The organism is Achromobacter sp. NPDC008082, from assembly GCF_042957345.1.
GTDB lineage: Bacteria > Pseudomonadota > Gammaproteobacteria > Burkholderiales > Burkholderiaceae_B > Achromobacter > Achromobacter kerstersii_A.
Genome location: NZ_JBIBIB010000002.1, coordinates 148,058 through 163,742, shown reverse-complemented (window position 1 = coordinate 163,742; position 15,685 = coordinate 148,058). Strand labels below are relative to the sequence as shown.

General features: G+C 66.5%; 15 protein-coding genes. 6 read left to right on the top strand and 9 right to left on the bottom strand.

The window, feature by feature from the left end:
- Window positions 1-123: 123 nt before the first annotated feature.
- From ACFZAI_RS07805 to ACFZAI_RS07790, 4 genes are read right to left on the bottom strand one after another with little or no spacing between them, the layout of a single operon-like run.
- Window positions 124-1,020 (bottom strand): sugar kinase, encoded by an 897-nt coding sequence (locus tag ACFZAI_RS07805; RefSeq protein ID WP_391566398.1) that lies wholly within the window; start codon window positions 1,018-1,020, stop codon window positions 124-126.
- Complete coding sequence (locus tag ACFZAI_RS07800) at window positions 1,017-1,850, bottom strand: HpcH/HpaI aldolase/citrate lyase family protein (protein WP_391566397.1); 834 nt, start codon at window positions 1,848-1,850, stop codon at window positions 1,017-1,019. The genes ACFZAI_RS07805 and ACFZAI_RS07800 overlap by 4 nt, the downstream gene beginning before the upstream one ends.
- Window positions 1,847-3,040 carry a CaiB/BaiF CoA transferase family protein gene (locus tag ACFZAI_RS07795; RefSeq protein WP_391566396.1) on the bottom strand — a complete coding sequence of 398 codons (1,194 nt, stop codon included), beginning with the start codon at window positions 3,038-3,040 and terminating at the stop codon, window positions 1,847-1,849. Before ACFZAI_RS07795 ends, ACFZAI_RS07800 begins: the two co-directional genes overlap by 4 nt.
- Window positions 3,037-3,867 carry a MaoC family dehydratase N-terminal domain-containing protein gene (locus tag ACFZAI_RS07790; RefSeq protein WP_391566395.1) on the bottom strand — a complete coding sequence of 277 codons (831 nt, stop codon included), beginning with the start codon at window positions 3,865-3,867 and terminating at the stop codon, window positions 3,037-3,039. The genes ACFZAI_RS07795 and ACFZAI_RS07790 overlap by 4 nt, the downstream gene beginning before the upstream one ends.
- Window positions 3,868-4,016: 149 nt before the next feature.
- Between ACFZAI_RS07790 and ACFZAI_RS07785 the strand changes: the two genes are divergently transcribed.
- Complete coding sequence (locus ACFZAI_RS07785) at window positions 4,017-4,910, top strand: LysR substrate-binding domain-containing protein (RefSeq protein ID WP_391566394.1); 894 nt, start codon at window positions 4,017-4,019, stop codon at window positions 4,908-4,910.
- A gap of 4 nt (window positions 4,911-4,914) precedes the next feature.
- Here ACFZAI_RS07785 and paaG read toward each other — a convergent pair whose 3' ends face one another.
- Genes paaG through ACFZAI_RS07770 form a run of 3 tightly spaced genes read right to left on the bottom strand, consistent with a single transcriptional unit; the run spans window position 4,915 to window position 8,129 of the window.
- On the bottom strand, window positions 4,915-5,760 hold the full coding sequence (gene paaG / locus ACFZAI_RS07780; protein WP_391566393.1) for a 2-(1,2-epoxy-1,2-dihydrophenyl)acetyl-CoA isomerase PaaG: 846 nt from the start codon (window positions 5,758-5,760) through the stop codon (window positions 4,915-4,917).
- A complete protein-coding gene (locus ACFZAI_RS07775; protein ID WP_391566392.1) occupies window positions 5,757-6,905 on the bottom strand; it encodes an acyl-CoA dehydrogenase family protein in 1,149 nt (382 codons plus the stop codon). Before ACFZAI_RS07775 ends, paaG begins: the two co-directional genes overlap by 4 nt.
- A 33-nt stretch (window positions 6,906-6,938) precedes the next feature.
- Window positions 6,939-8,129, bottom strand: coding sequence for an acyl-CoA dehydrogenase family protein (locus ACFZAI_RS07770; protein WP_391566391.1), 1,191 nt, complete (start codon window positions 8,127-8,129; stop codon window positions 6,939-6,941).
- Between the two features lie 198 nt (window positions 8,130-8,327).
- Between ACFZAI_RS07770 and ACFZAI_RS07765 the strand changes: the two genes are divergently transcribed.
- From ACFZAI_RS07765 to ACFZAI_RS07745, 5 genes are read left to right on the top strand one after another with little or no spacing between them, the layout of a single operon-like run.
- On the top strand, window positions 8,328-8,732 hold the full coding sequence (locus ACFZAI_RS07765) for a Zn-ribbon domain-containing OB-fold protein (RefSeq protein ID WP_391566390.1): 405 nt from the start codon (window positions 8,328-8,330) through the stop codon (window positions 8,730-8,732).
- Window positions 8,729-9,901, top strand: a complete 1,173-nt coding sequence (locus ACFZAI_RS07760; protein ID WP_391566389.1) for a thiolase — start codon at window positions 8,729-8,731, stop codon at window positions 9,899-9,901. Before ACFZAI_RS07765 ends, ACFZAI_RS07760 begins: the two co-directional genes overlap by 4 nt.
- Before the next feature lie 17 nt (window positions 9,902-9,918).
- Window positions 9,919-11,439 carry a class I adenylate-forming enzyme family protein gene (locus ACFZAI_RS07755; protein ID WP_391566388.1) on the top strand — a complete coding sequence of 507 codons (1,521 nt, stop codon included), beginning with the start codon at window positions 9,919-9,921 and terminating at the stop codon, window positions 11,437-11,439.
- A 56-nt stretch (window positions 11,440-11,495) separates the two neighbouring features.
- The gene (locus ACFZAI_RS07750; RefSeq protein WP_391566387.1) at window positions 11,496-12,470 is read left to right on the top strand and encodes a Bug family tripartite tricarboxylate transporter substrate binding protein; all 975 of its coding nucleotides are present in this window, start codon (window positions 11,496-11,498) and stop codon (window positions 12,468-12,470) included.
- Between the two features lie 19 nt (window positions 12,471-12,489).
- Complete coding sequence (locus ACFZAI_RS07745; RefSeq protein WP_391566386.1) at window positions 12,490-13,452, top strand: NAD(P)H-dependent flavin oxidoreductase; 963 nt, start codon at window positions 12,490-12,492, stop codon at window positions 13,450-13,452.
- A 42-nt stretch (window positions 13,453-13,494) separates the two neighbouring features.
- On the opposite strand, the gene ACFZAI_RS07740 is transcribed toward ACFZAI_RS07745, so the two are convergent.
- On the bottom strand, window positions 13,495-14,490 hold the full coding sequence (locus tag ACFZAI_RS07740) for a Bug family tripartite tricarboxylate transporter substrate binding protein (RefSeq protein ID WP_391566385.1): 996 nt from the start codon (window positions 14,488-14,490) through the stop codon (window positions 13,495-13,497).
- 262 nt (window positions 14,491-14,752) lie between these two features.
- On the bottom strand, window positions 14,753-15,652 hold the full coding sequence (locus ACFZAI_RS07735) for a LysR family transcriptional regulator (RefSeq protein ID WP_391566384.1): 900 nt from the start codon (window positions 15,650-15,652) through the stop codon (window positions 14,753-14,755).
- Window positions 15,653-15,685: the final 33 nt, after the last annotated feature.

The following is a 15,685-nucleotide window of genomic DNA, read 5'->3' as shown; positions in this document are numbered from 1 at the left end:
CCGGCGCTGGCTCGCAGCGCCGCCTGAACCAGCCTTTGCGCGCCTTTGCTCGCCTTTGCACGCCATTGCACGCCATTGCACGCCTTCCCGCGCCTTGGCGCGCGGCCCATCACACCACCGCCCTTACCCCTTCGGCGCGAACGCCATCATCGCCCGCTCCACATCTTCCACTTTCGGCAATCCGGCTTCATTGCCCAGATGCTGAATCTTGTGCGCCGATGCCGCGCGCGCGAAGGTGAAGTGTTCCACCCAGGGCTGATCCGGGCGGTTCAGGTACGACCACACATACGCGCCGTGGAATACATCACCCGCCCCCGACGTATCCACAATGCGATGACCCGGCACGTCCAGCGACGGCAGGATATCCACCTGCCCCGTTTCGTCGTACCACAGCATGCCGCGCTCGCCCATCGTGACGGCGCCGATGCGGCAGCCGCGGGCCTTGAGCAGATCCAGCAAGCCTTCGGGCGTGAGGTCCAGCTGTTCGCACATGCGTTCGGCGCAGACGGCGACGTCGATGTAGCGCAGCAGCTCGTCGGTGTTCTCGCGCACGCCGCCGCCATCCAGTGACGTCAGCACCCCCGCCTGCCGGCAGGCGCGCGCGTAGTGCAGCGCGGCGTCGGGCTGGTGGCCATCCAGATGCAGGACGCGATACCCGCTGATATCCAGCCGGGGAAAGTCATTCAGGTAATCCACATCGCGCGCGCGGACAATCGCGCGCTTGCCGTGGTTGGGCATGATGAACGACAGCGAAGACCTGCGCACATGCCGTGCGTGCAGCGTCACGCCGTGCGCCGCCGCCATGTCGGAGTACATATGCCCCAGCCAGTCGGGCGCCAAGGAGCAGATCAGATCGGGCGGCGACCCCAACTGGCCGCACGCAAACGCCGCCGTGACGGCGTTGCCGCCAAAAGACACGGCGTAGTCACGCGCCACGCTTTTTTCGTCGCCGGTGGGCCAGGTGTCGGCCAGCACGGTCACGTCGATATAGGTATGCCCGATAAACAGCGCGTCGCTCATGCGGGGGCCTGCTCGCCCGCTTGGGCCAGCACCAATCGGGCGCGCGCGATGACGGGCGCATCGACCATCTTGCCGTCCAGCATGAAGGTGCCGGCCGCCGTCTCGCGATGCGCGGCAACGACGCGGCGCGCCCAGTCGAGTTCTTCCCGCGCGGGCACGAAGGCCGCGTGGATCACCGGCACCTGCGCCGGGTGGATGCACAGCATGCCGCCAAACCCCATCTGCTGGGCGCGGCCGGCCGCCTGCGCCAGCCCGGCTACGTCTTGCACGCCGGGAAACACGCCGTCCAGCGCGGGCGCAAGACCCGCCGAACGGCTATGCAGCAAGACCTGCACACGCGCATGGTCCAGCACCGTGTCGGCCCCGGGCGTGTCGGGCGTCAGGCCCATGTCCAGCCCGTAGTCCAGGCTGCCGAACGCCAGCCGCGCCACGCCGGGCGTGGATGCGACCTCGGCGGCGTTGAGCAGGCCGCGCGCAGTTTCTATGATGGGAATCACCGGCAGACCGGTCTGCGCCACATGCCGCACCTGGGCCAGGCTTTCGGCCTTGGGCAGCAGAATGCCGGCCACGCCGGGCCGGCCACGGCACGCTTTCAGGTCGTCGTCGTGCCAGGAGGTTGATGCGTCGTTGATGCGTACCCACAAGCGGGCGTCGCGATGCGTCCCCAGGAAGTCGCACAGCGATTCCCGGGCGGACGCCTTGGCCAGATGTTCGACAGCGTCTTCGAGATCGACGATGACGGTGTCGGCGCCAGCGGCCAGCGCTTTGGGAATGCGCTCGGCGCGCGAGGCCGGCACGAACAGGGCGCTACGAACGACGGGATGGGTCACACGACCTCCGAATCATGGAACTGCGCCACTTGTTCTGGCGCGTATCCCAGCGATGCTAGCACCGCATCCGTGTTTTGGCCCACGGCAGGCACGGCGGCCATGCGCGGCGTAAAGGCGTTGCTGCTGGCGGGCGGCAGCAGCGCGGGCAGTACGCCGGCGGGGCTATCCACCTGGCTCCAGCGGGCGCGCGCCTGCAACTGCGGGTGCGCCCAGACGCCTGCCATGTCGTTGACGCGGGCGTTGGCGATCTGCGCATCTTCCAGCCGTTGCGTGACCTGGTCGATGGACAAGTCGGCAAACGCCGCCACGATCAGGTCGCGCAAGGCATCGCGGTTGGCGGTGCGCTGCGAGTTCGAGATAAAGCGCGGGTCTTCGGCAAGCGAGGCCTGGCGCAGCACCTGGGCGCAGAACACACGCCATTCGCGTTCGTTCTGCAAGCCCAGCATGATGGTGGAGCCGTCGCCCACCGGGAACGGGCCGTAGGGGTAGATGGAGGCGTGCGCCGCGCCGGCGCGCACGGGCGGCTTGGCGCCTTCGAACGCGTAGTACATGGGAAAGCCCATCCACTCGACCATGCTTTCCAGCATGGACACGTCCAGCCGGCTGCCCAGCCCGGTTTTCTGGCGCAGCAGCAGCGCGTTCAGAATGGCCGAATACGCGTACATGCCCGCCGCGATATCGGCGATGGAACACCCGGCCTTGACCGGGTCGTCCTGCGTGCCGGTGACCGACAGAAAGCCGCTTTCGCTCTGGATCAGCAGGTCATAGGCTTTCTTATCCTGATACGGGCCGCCTTCGCCGTAGCCCGAGATATCACACACGATCAGGCGCGGGTATTTCTTGTGCAGGGCGTCAAACGACAGGCCCAGCCGGGCCGCTGCGCCCGGCGCCAGGTTCTGCACCAGCACGTCGGCCGATTCCAGCAGCCGGTCCATGATGCCGCCGGCCTCGTCGCGCTTCAGGTCAAGCGTCAGGCTTTCCTTGGACCGGTTGGTCCAGACGAAATGCGACGACAAGCCGCGCACGCGCTCGTCATAGCCGCGTGCGAAATCGCCGCTGCCAGGGCGTTCGATCTTGATGACGCGGGCGCCCATGTCCGCCAGCTGGCGGGTGCAAAACGGCGCGGCGATGGCGTGTTCCAGGCTGACGACGGTAATACCGTCCAAGGGGCGGGATGCCTGTGTGCTCATTCGGTAAACCTCAATTCAGCTTGGTGGGCCAGCGTGCCGTCCTGCTCGGCCCACAGCTGGGCCAGGCCCGGCTCGGTCAAGCGGCCGGCCACCTGGAAGGGCGTGGGCGAAATCAGCGGGCGCAGGCCGCGGTAGGCCAGATGCGTCAGGCGCGCCTTGGGGTGGGCGCGCGTAAAGGCGGCCACCATTTCGGTCGCGATCAGCGGGCCATGCACCACCAGGCCGGGATAGCCCTCGGTGCCGGTCACGTAGGGGTGGTCGTAATGGATGCGATGGCCGTTGAAGGTCACCGCGGAATAACGGAACAGCAGGGTGGAAGACGGGTTGACGGTGTCGCGCCATTGCGCCTCGGGAGCCGGTTCGCTGCCGACGAGTTTGGGCGGCGACGGCTGGCGGTACACGATGTCCTGCTCTTCCTGGATGACGATTTCGCCCGCCTGGTGGTATTCGTGGCGCACCGTGACAAACAGCAAGGCGCCCGTGCGGCCCGTCTTTTCCTTGACGTCGGCAACGGTGGACACGCGCTCGGCCGGCACCCCCACCTTCAGCGGCTGAAGAAACTCAACCCGGCCGCCCGCCCACATGCGGTTGCGGTCCTGGGCGGGCGGCAGGAAACCGCCGCGCGAGGGGTGTCCATCTGTCCCCAAGCCATCCATGCCCACCGTGCTGATGAAAAATGCCCATTGCCACAGCGGCGGCAAGGCTTCTCCCTGCGCGGGCGCCGCCCCGCCCAGGGTGGCGGCGATACGCGCGGCATGGCCGGGGTCCATGGCGTCCGCTTTGCGTTCGCCGCTGCCGATCCAGGCTGCCGGATCTGTAGAAGTCATGCCATATCCTTTGGTGGGGTTACTCAAGGGTGAAGCATGCCCGCAAGCCGTCCCCGTTGTGAATTCGTTTTTCCTCAAGGCGGGGTTTGCGGCGCCTGAATCGACAGCCCGCGCCCAGTCCCGGCGCCGCGCGCCGTAAACTACGCCCCATGCACTTCGACCTTGCCGACCTTCGCCTGTTCATCCACATCGCCGAATCCCCCAGCCTGACCCAGGCGGCCAAGCGGGCGCATCTGTCCCTGGCCGCGGTCAGCGTACGGATCAAGGCGCTGGAGAACCAGCTCAATTCCCGACTGCTGTACCGCGACAGCCGCGGCGTGGAAATCACGCCCGCCGGCCAGAAACTGTTGCAGCACGCCCGCGTGATCATGCGTCAGGTCGACCACCTGAAACATGACTTCCAGGAGCAATCAGATGGCGACGCCGGGCATATCCGGATCTTCGCCAACACCACGGCCGTGACCGAATTCATGCCGGACATCCTGGCGCAATTCCTGGCGGGCCACCCGGGCGTGACGGTGGACTTGCAGGAACGCCTGACGCGCGACATCGTGCGTGGCGTGCTGGATGGCACCACCGACCTGGGCATCGTGGCGGGGCCGGTGGACGCCCCCGAGTTGCAAGCCATCCACTTCAGCACCGACCGCCTGGTGCTGGTCGTGCCCAACGGCCACCCGTTGCAAGACCAAGGCAAGGTCAAGCTGATCGACGCGGTGCGCTACCCGTTCATCACCATGCACGAAGGTTCGACTCTGGTCGCCTTCCTGCGCGACCAGCTCGAACGCAACGGCCAGCGTCTGCCGCAACGCATCCAGCTCTACAGCTTCGATTCCATCTGCCGGATGGTGCAGGCGGGCGTAGGCGTTGGCGTCATTCCGGATTCCGCCGCCCGCCGTTACGGCGCCGACACCAAGTTGCGAGTGGTGGAACTGGATGAACCCTGGGTAGTACGCGAACGCAAACTGCTGGTGCGCGACATTGACGCCCTGCCCGGCTGCGCGCGCGAACTCATCGAACAGATCCAGGTGCCGCACGCGCCGTGATGGCTCACGTCCCGCTGAATGACGGCCGCCGTTTTTCGGCGAACGCGCGCATGCCCTCCAGGTAATCGTCGGTGTAGCCCAGCTCGCGCTGCAAACGGCATTCCATGTCGAACTGCTGCGCCAGCGTGTTGCCGCTGGACGCATGCAGCGCGGCTTTCGTTGCGGCGTAGGCCCGCGTTGGCCCCGCGGCCAGCGTTGCCGTCACCTCAGACAGCGTGGCGGCAAGCGCATCATCAGGCACCACGCGCCAGATCAGGCCCCAGGATTCCGCTTGCGTGGCGCTCACCGCTTCGCCAAACAGCGCCGCCCCCATCGCGCGGGCCGACCCCACCAGACGCGGCAAAAACCACGTGCCGCCCGCATCCGGCAACAAGCCGATCTTGCTGAAGGCCTGAATAAAGCGCGCGGACTGCACGGCGAAGACCACGTCGCACGCCAGCACCAGACTCGCGCCCGCGCCCGCCGCGACGCCATTCATCACGCACACCACCGGCACCGGCAACGCGCGCAGCCGCGTGATCAGCGGCCGATAGCACGCCTCAAGAATCTGGCTCAGATCGCGCCGCGAACCATCTTCGGCGGGCTTGCGTTCGCTTAAATCCTGGCCGGCGCAAAAGCCACGGCCCGCGCCGGTGATGACCAGGCCGCGCAGGCCCGCATCGGCTTCCATGACGTCCAACGCGCGCGCCAGCTCGGCGTGCATGACTTCGGTGAAGCTGTTCAGCCGCTCCGGCCGATTCAGCGTGATGACGCCCACGCCCCGGTCCAGCGTGAATTGAATCTGGGTGTAGCCGCCGTTATTGCCGGCGTTGCCGCCAGCCGTTGCCGCGCGGGAAGCTTGTGCGCTCATGCCTGTTCCTTTTCAGCGGCGGATTCCTTTTCAACCGCCAGTTGCTCAAGCACCGCCAGCTGTTCAGCGGTGTCGCCCAACAGTTGGTCGATCACTGTCAGCCGCTTGAAGTAGTCGCCCACGTCCAGCTCGTCCGTCATGCCCATGCCGCCATGCAGCTGCACCGCCATCTGCGCCACAAGACGCCCCGCGCGCGCCGCTTCCAGCTTGGCCGATGCAATCATGCGGCGGCGCTCGGCCGCGTCCGGCTCGGTCAACGCCGCCACCGCCACATAGGCCATGGACAAGGCCAGTTCCTTCGCCACCAGCATCTCGGCCAAACGATGCTGCAACGCCTGGAACGTCGCCAGCGGCTGGCCGAACTGCTTGCGCGTTTTGAGATAGTCGACGGTGATTTCCAACAGCCGGTCCATCGCGCCCGCCGCATGGGCGCACAATGCCGCCGTACCCCATTGCAACGCCTGCGCCAGCGCCTGATCGGCAGCCGGCCCTTCGGCCAGCAAGGCATCCGCCGGCAAGCCCACCGCGTCCAGATCCAGCCGCGCACAGCGCGCGCCATCCAGCGTGGGCGTGTCGGTGACGCGTACACCTGCCGAGTCTGCTGGCACCGCCAGCAGCAGCGTCTGGCCGTCTGCGCCCAGCGCGCTGACCAGCCACGCCGTGGCGGCGGCGCCATGCCACACCAGATGTTTGACGCCGTCCACGCGCCAGCCCTCCGCGGTTTTGGCGGCGCGGCAATCTTGCGGGCCGGTGTCGTAGCGCCGGCCGGGTTCCTGATACGCCACGCTGACGATGGACTCGCCCGACGCAATCCCGGGCAACCAGCGCGTGCGCACCGCGGCATCGCAAGCATCCAGCAAGGCTGCGCCCATCACAGCGCTGGGGATGACCGGCTCGGATACCAGCCCGCGCCCCAGCTCCACATGCACCGGCAGCAGGCTGGCCGGCACTTCGCCAAAGCCGCCAAAATCCTGCGAAATTGTCAGGCCCAGCACGCCAAGTTCCGCCAGCGCGCCCCAGGCCTTGGGGTCGAGGCGGCCAGCCGCCTGACGCGCGCGGCGCTGGGGATAGGTCCATGCCTGGTCCACCAGGCGGCGCAGGCTATCGGCCAGCATGCGCTGTTCTTCGGTATAGATGAAATCCATGCGTCTCTTCCTGTCGGGTTGCGCGGGGCCGGCCTACAGGCCCAGCACCAGGCGGGCGATGATGCCCTTCTGCACTTCGGTCGTGCCGCCGTAGATCGAGGTCTTGCGCATATCGGCGTAACCCGCGCCGGCAGCAGCGGCCATCTCCGGCCCGGGACCGTGGCTGTCGTTATCCGCCATCAGCCAGTCGGGGTCGTAAGGCCAGGCATCCGGCCCCGCCACTTCCATTTGCAGCATGGCCAGGTCCTGCTGGATCTCGGAGCCGCGTATCTTCAGCACCGACGCTTCCGGCCCCGGCGTGCCGTCATTGCTGGAGGCCACGCGCAACAGCAGCATTTCCAGCGCCATGATGTCCACTTCGATACGCGAGATGCGGTCGCGGATACGGGGGTCGGCCAGCAGCGGCTTGCCGTGCGAACGCGCGCGCGCGGCCATGTGCTTCAAGATGCCCAGCTCGCGATGGCAATGGCCCAAGCCGGCGATGCCCGTGCGCTCGTGGCCCAGCAGATACTTGGCGTACGTCCAGCCCTGGTTCTCTTCGCCCACCAGGTTCGACACCGGCACCCGCACGTTTTCCAGCCAGACCTCGTTCACATCGTGGCCGCCGTCCAGCGTGCGGATGGGGCGCACCGTCACGCCCGGCGAACGCATGTCCAGCAACAGCATCGAGATGCCGCGCTGCGCCCGCGCGTCGGGGTCGGTGCGGACCAGGCAGAACATCCAATCGGCGTACTGCGCCAGCGTGGTCCAGGTTTTCTGGCCGTTGACGATGTAGTCATCGCCCTCGCGCACGGCCCGCGTTTTCAGCGACGCCAGATCAGAGCCCGAACCCGGCTCGGAATAGCCCTGGCACCACCAGTCTTCCACGCGTAGCATGCGCGGCAACAGGCGGGCCTGCTGTTCGGCGCTGCCGTACTTCATCAGCACCGGGCCGATCATCGACAAGCCAAACGGCAACAGGCGCGGCGCGCCGGCCTTGAAGCATTCCACTTCGAAGATCAGCCGCTGCAAGGCATTCCAGCCGGTGCCGCCATGTTCGACCGGCCAGTTGGGCGCGCCCCAACCCTGATCCGCCAGGATGTTGTGCCAGCGCACATAGTCGTTGCGCTCCAGCCGCTGATGCCGCAGCACCTTGTCGCGAATATCGTCCGGCAGCTTCGAGACGGCGAACGCGCGCACCTCGTCGCGGAATTGGCGCTCTTCGGGCGTCCAGGTCAGGTTCATGGTCTACCTCCTTTGCCCGGTATCTAGCCATGGCCGGTGCCGCCGGACAATCTGCCTCTTCCGAAGACCGGCTTCGCGCAGGATGTAGGGCGCCGCCACTACAGGCGCGCAAAAGGCCTGCTTCAGCAATGAAGAATGGCCGAACGCGGCGGCTGTGCCGACACTAGCAAGCGTCATCCACTGGAATCCCCTCCCACCATGACTGTTTCCGATCCCCAGGAAAGCGGGTTGCAAGGCGTCGAGGCGCAGTACCGCCAGGCGCTTGATCAAGGCCGCTTTCTTATCCAGCACTGCACCGGCTGCGACCGCGCCGTGTTCTACCCCCGCATGATCTGCCCGCATTGCGGCGCAGACAAACTCGATTGGGCCACGCCCGACGGACGCGGCACCGTTTATTCCACCACCGTCGTGCGGCGCAAGCCCGAAGCCGGCGGCGACTACAACGTGGCGTTGATCGACCTGCAAGAAGGCGTGCGGCTGATGAGCCGCGTGGAAGGGGTTGCGCCCGGCGACGTGCACATCGGCATGGCGGTGCGCGCCCAGGTCGCGCAACAGGATGGCCACGGCCTGGTGGTCTTTGTACCCAACAAGGAGGCGGCATGACGCTTAATGATCTACGCGGCGCCGTCGCCGTGGCCGGTGTGGGCCACGCCGGCTTAGGGCAAGCCACGGGCTACACCGAAATGGAAATCCTGGTGCAGGCGGCGCAGCGCGCCGTGGCCGACGCCGGGCTGACGATGCGCGACATCGACGGAATCTGCACCGCCAGCGTGGCGGCGCCGATGTGGGCGATGCCGGTCATCGAACATCTGGGCATCCGCCCCACTTTCATCGACAGCACCATGCTGGGCGGCTCCAGCTTCGTCGCGCACCTGATGCCGGCGCTGCATGCGCTGGCCTCCGGCCAGTGCAACGCGGTGCTGGTCTGCTATGGCAGCACGCAGCGCACGTCCACGCTGAGCCGCGCCGAAATCGGCCGCGTCCGCAAGCAGTTCGACCCGCAACCTTACGAAACGCCCTACGACCCGCTGAGCCCGTTGTCGTCTTATGCCCTGGCGGCCGCGCGCCACATGCACCAGTACGGCACGCGCCGCGAGCATCTGGCGCAGGTGGCGCTGGCGGCCAACCAGTGGGCGCAGCTGAACCCCGAGGCGCAACTGCGCGAACCCGCCACGATGGATCAGATCCTGTCCGCGCGCATGGTGTCCGACCCCTTGAGCGTGCGCGATTGCTGCCTGGTCACCGATGGCGCGGGCGCCTACGTGCTGGTGCGCGCCGACCGCGCGCGCGACCTGCCGCGTCCGCCCGTCTACGTGCTGGGCAACGCCACCGCCGTCTGGAACCGGCAGATCTCTTCCATGGAAGACCTGACCGTGACCGCCGCCGCGGAATCCGGCAAGCGCGCCTTCGCCATGGCGGGGGTAACGCCCAAAGACATCGACGTGATCGAGCTCTACGACGCCTTCACCATCAACACACTGCTGTTTCTGGAAGACCTGGGCTTTTGCGCGAAAGGCGAAAGCAAAGACTTCATTGCCGACGGCGCCATCGCCCCGGGCGGCAGGCTGCCCGTCAACACCAACGGCGGCGGCTTGTGCTGCGTGCATCCCGGCATGTACGGCGTCTTCATCATGATCGAAGCCGTCAGGCAGCTGCGCGGTGAAGGCGGCGCGCGCCAGGTTGCCAACGCCCAGCTGGCGCTGGTGCACGGCAACGGCGGCACGCTGTCCAGCCAATCCACCGCCATCCTCGGCACCCAAGCCACGCTTTGATTTAACCGGCGACTCCGATGTCTCACGCAGAACCCATCACCCGTATCCATCAACTGCTGGCGCAGCAGGCGCGTCAACAGCCCGACGCCATCTGCCTGTACGAAGAAGGCGGCGGCACGCTGACTTACGCGCAGTTGTGGCAGCGCGTTCAAGCCGTGGCGGGCTGGTTGCGCGATCAAGGCGTGCAGCCCGGCCATCGTGTGCTGATGGTGGGGGAAAACTGCGCGGCGATGGTGGCGGCGCTGTTCGGATGCGGCGTCGTGGGTGCGTGGCCAGTGGGCGTGAACGCCCGCTTGTCCGCCCGCGAGGTCGACAACATCCGCCAGCATGCGCAGCCCGAGCTGTTGCTCTACACCACCGGCATCTCGGCGGCGGCGGCCGATCATGCCACGGCCGCTGACGCAGTGGACGCGGACGCAGCCGTCTGGGGGCCTGGCGTACAAGCCGCGCGCGCCAGCACGCCCACGCTAGCGGAAACCGGCGCGCTCGCGGCGGAAGTCGCCACCGTCATCTACACGTCCGGCACCACGGGCGCGCCCAAGGGCGTGCTGGTGCCGCATCGCGGCCTGCTGCATTTTGCGCGCGTGTCGGCGGCATCGCGCCGCCTGACGCCGCACGATATCGGGTACGCGGCGTTGCCCATGTCGCACATCTTCGGCATCGCCACCGTGTTGATGGCCACCGTGCATGCGGGCGCCAGCCTGGTGCTGCGCAGCCGCTTCGATGCCGACGACGCCTTCAAAGCATTGGCGCATCCCGGCGTCAGCATCCTGCAAGGCGTGCCCACCATGTTCAGCCGCATGATGGCCGTGGCCCCGCCCCGCGCGGAACTGCGCGCCCCGGCCCTGCGCTATGTGTACACAGGTGGCGCGGCGCTTGACCCGACGCTCAAGCGCGACGCCGAACGCTACTTTGGCGTGCCTATGCATCACGGTTACGGCATCACCGAATACGCGGGGTCGATGTTCATCACCCACATCGACGCGCCGCGTGACGACTGCGCAGCAGGCTATGCGGTGGAAGGCGTCGAGCTGCGCATCGGCAGCCCCGACGCGGGCGCGCCCACGCCCGGCGAACGCGGCGACATCCTGATCCGCGGGCCCGGCGTCATGCTGGGCTATTACCGCAACCCCGAACAAACCGCCGACGCGCTGCTGCCCGGCGGCTGGCTCAACACCGGCGATATCGGTTATGTCGATGACAGCGGCGCGTTGTTCATCGCGGGCCGCACCAAGGACTTGATCATCCGCTCGGGCTTCAACGTGTATCCCATCGAAGTCGAGTCGGTCATCAACGCCTACCCGGGCGTGCGGCTGTCTGCCGTGGTGGGGCGCAACACCGCCGACCAGAATGAAGAGGTCATCGCGTTCGTCGAGCCGCTGCCCGGCGCCACGATCGACACCAACCTGCTGGGCTTGCATCTGCGCGCGCAGCTGGCGCCGTACAAGCGCCCCGCTCGCATCATCCCCATCGACACGATTCCCACGACCGTCAGCGGCAAGATCCTGAAGCAGCCGTTGAAAGAAAGGCTGGCGTAGGCGCGGACTCGCTGTTCCGCTCCACGACCTGCCCCCACCCCCAAGGAGACAACAGCGTGAACATCAAGACCCTATTCGCCACGGCCGCCGCCGTGGCGGCATGCTCGCTTGCGGCCCCCGCCAGCGCGGACGCTTACCCCGAACGCCCCATCCGCCTGCTGGTGGGCTACGCCCCCGGCGGCCCCGTGGACACCACGGCGCGCGTGTTCGCCAAGTATCTGGGCGACAAGCTCGGCCAGCCCGTCGTGGTGGAAAACCGCGCGGGCGCAAGCGGCATGATCGCCTCGGACGCCACGGCCAAGGCCACGCCCGACGGCTACATGCTGGGCTTTGCCGCCAGCCCCACGTTGACGATGTCGCCGCTGGTTCAACGCAGCACGCTGTTCGATCCGCGCCGTGATTTTTCATTGATCGGGCTGGTCGTCGACTACGCCAACGTGCTGCTCATTGGCCCGCAGATTCCCGCCAAGAATGTGGGCGAGCTCGTCAACTACGCGCGCTCGCATCCCGATGCCGTGTCGTTCGGCTCCGCCGGCATCGGTGCGTCCAACCACCTGTCGGCCGAACTGCTGAAGAAGCAGGCCGACGCTTCCATGCTGCACGTGCCGTACCGCGGCAACTCGCCCGCGATGATGGACGTGATCAGCGGCAAGGTGACGTTCATGTTCGACATCACCAGCACCGCCATCCCCTTCATCAAAAGCGGCAAGGCGCGCGCGCTGGCCGTCACGTCCAAGACCCGCAACCCGGAACTGCCCGACGTGCCAACGATGATGGAAGCCGGCATGAAAGACTACGAAGTAGTCGGCTGGTACGCGCTGGTCGGGCCGAAAAAGCTGCCCGACGCCGTCTCCGCACGGCTCACGCGCGCGCTTGCCGACGTGTCCAAAGACCCCGCCTTCCGGCAAGCCATGACCGAAGGCGGCTACACCATCAACACGGGCGATTCCCAGGCGCTGCAATCCCGCATCGACCGCGAATACGCCCTATGGTCTGACGTAATCCAAAGCGCCAACATCCAGGCCAACTGACCCTTACCGGAGCCCTCTGATGCATCCTCCGCTTGCGCTACACGCCCAGACCCGCCTGCCCATCATCGGCGCCCCCATGTTTTTGGTCTCCGGGCCAGAGCTGGTCGTGGCGCAATGCGCAGCGGGGATCATCGGCACCTTTCCTTCGCTGAATGCCCGCCCGCAAGAGCAGCTGCAAGACTGGATCACCCGCATCGAAGACGGGCTGGCCGCCCGCCGGCGCGCCGATCCGTCGGCCAAGATTGCGCCGTATGGCGTGAACCTGATCATCCATCCCAGCAACCCGCGCTGGCAGGGCGACTTGGCCATCTGCGCGCAACGGCGCGTGCCGCTCATCATCACGTCGCTGCACGCCCCCGAAGCGGTGGTGCGCGCGGTGCATCCGTATGGCGGGCTGGTCTATCACGACGTCACGAATGTGCGGCACGCCAAGCGCGCGCTGGAAGCCGGGGTAGACGGCCTGATTCTGGTGGCGGCCGGTGCGGGCGGCCATGCGGGCCAGATCAATCCGATTGCGCTCGTCAATGAAATCCGCGCGTTCTACGACGGCCCGCTTGCGCTGTCGGGCTGCATCAGCCACGGCAAAGACATCCTGGCCGCCCAAGTGCTGGGCTGCGACTTCGCCTACATGGGCACCCGCTTCATCGCCACGCAGGAATCGCTGGCGGGCGAGGCGTACCGCGAAATGGTGCTGCAAGCGCAAGCGGCCGATGTCACCTACACGCCGTACTTCTCGGGCGTGCCCGCGAACTATCTGTCGGCCAGCATCCAGGCCGCCGGACTCGACCCCGCCGTGTTGGCCAAGCACGGCGAAGCACCGCCCGCCAACATGGACAAGAACTCGCGGCCGAAAGCCTGGAAGGACGTGTGGAGCGCCGGCCAGGGCGTGGGCTCGGCGCAAGAGATCTTGCCGATTGCGACGCTGGTGGATCAGTTGGAATTGGAATATCGAAACGCGCGTAAGGCGCTGATGGCGGCTTGATAACCGCCTTGCGGTGAGGGGGACTTCACCCCCCTCTCGCCCCTACTCCAGCTTGATGTTCGCCGTCTTGATCAGGTCGCGCCACTTCACGATTTCATCGCGCACGAATTCGCCGAACTGCTCGGGCGTGCCCGGCTTCGGCTCAGCGCCTGCTGCGATCATGCCTTTGGCGGTGGCGGAGTCCGACAGCACCTTCACCATGTCGGCGTTCATGCGCTTCACGATATCGGGCGGGGTGCCTTTAGGCGCCATCACGCCGCTCCACGAATACGCTTCGTAGCCCGGCAAGCCAGCCTCGGCGATAGTGGGCACATCGGGCAGCATGCTGGAGCGCGTGGGGTTGCCCACGCCCAGCGCGCGCACCTTGCCGCCCTTCAAGTGCGGCACGGCAGACGGGCCATCTGCGAACATCACTTGCACCTGTCCGCCCAGCAAGTCCTGCATGGCGGGCGCGCTGCCGCGATACGGCACGTGCTGAATGCGTATGCCCGCCATGGCGTTGAAGAGTTCGCCCGCCAGGTGCGTGCCGCCGCCCGTGCCTGACGAGCTGAACGACAGCTTGCCCGGGTTCTGCTTGGCGTAGGCGATCAGTTCGCTCACCGAGTTCACGGGCAGTGACGCATTCACCACCAGCACGATGGGAAACACCGCCGCCATGCCCACCGGCACGAAGTCGGTGGTGATGTCGTACGTCAGATTGGTGCGCAAGCTGGGCAGCACCGCGTGATGAATCGACGCGAAGAAAAAGCTGTAGCCGTCGGGTTCGGCCTTGGCCGCAAACTGCGCACCCACGATGCCGCCCGCGCCCGACTTGTTATCCACCACGGTAGGCACCGACCACAGCTGGCCCAGCGGTTGCGTGGTGAAGCGCGCGGTGGTGTCCACCGGGCCGCCTGCAGGAAACGGAACGATGAACGTGACGGCATGGCCCGGCCAGGTGGCGGCGCGGGCGGCCTTGGGGAACAGCACAGGCAAAGCAGCGGCGGCGCACGCAGCGCCCAGCCCCGCGACGACGCGGCGGCGTTGAAGATCGGTCACAGCAGTCTCCTGAGTCTTGGTCTTGTTCACGGTCAAGCGTTCAGAACTGCTGCCCGCCGCGCTTATTGGCTAGCCTGTGTTTGCTAACTCTTTTTTATTATTTTCCGAGCGCCGGGATTCACCGCTACATATTTTCAAAAGCCCCTCTTTCGCCGCGCACCTGGGTTCGCTGACCGAACAGAACTTTCCCTATGGCGATGCGCCGATACGACATCCGGCGCACGCCAAAAGGACGACAACAAAATAGGACTAAGTCCGAACGCTACTGGCCACGCGCCGCGCGCTGCACGTGTTCGATGAAGCACTCGGCAAAACTTGGCAGGTCGCGGCCGCGTTGCCGGCACAGCAGACGGTCACGCAAGGCCCAGGGGTCGTCCAGTTTCAGCACATGCAAAGCGTTGGGGCGGCTGTAGCGGGCGGCGCAGGCTCGCGGCACCACCGCAATGCCCGCGCCCGCTTCAACCATACGGCACACCGCTTCGAAGCTGCCGACGTGCACGCGCTGGCAGATGCGCTTGCCTAAACCGCTGGCGATGTCTTCCAGGAAGGTCTGGATGGCGCTGTCGGGATGGATGCCCACGAACTGGTAGGCGTCGATCAAGTCTGCGAAGTGCGCGGATTGCGATGCAGCAAGCGGATGGTCCAGCGCCGTCACCACGGTGAGCTCGTCGCGAAACAGCGGCGTGACGTCCAGCCCTTCGACGTCAATGTTGCCCGCCACCAGGCCAAGGTCGCCCGCGCCCGCGCGGATGGCAATGACGATGTCGCCCGAAATTTTTTCTTCGAGTTCGACGTCCACATCAGGGTTTTCCGCCAGAAACGTGGACAGCGCATCGGCCAGGAACGAGTTCGTGGCGGTGGTGTTGGCCAGCAATCGCAGGCGTCCCTTCAAGCCGCTGGCATAGGGTTGCAGATCGGCGTTCAGGCATTCCAGTTGCCGGAAGACGGCGTTGGCGTGCTTGAGCAGCACTTCGCCCGCGGGCGTCAGCGCCACGCCTGTGGCCAGCCGCACCAGCAGGCGCGCCTTGAAGGCTTCTTCCATGTGCTTGACCCGGGCGCTTGCCGCCGGCAAGGACAGGAACGTGCGTTCCGCCGCCCGGGTCAGATTGAGTGTTTCGCCCACGTTCAGAAACAAACGCAGGTCCGTCAAATCATGTCTCATGTTCCACCACGCAGAAGGGGGGCATTTCTAATT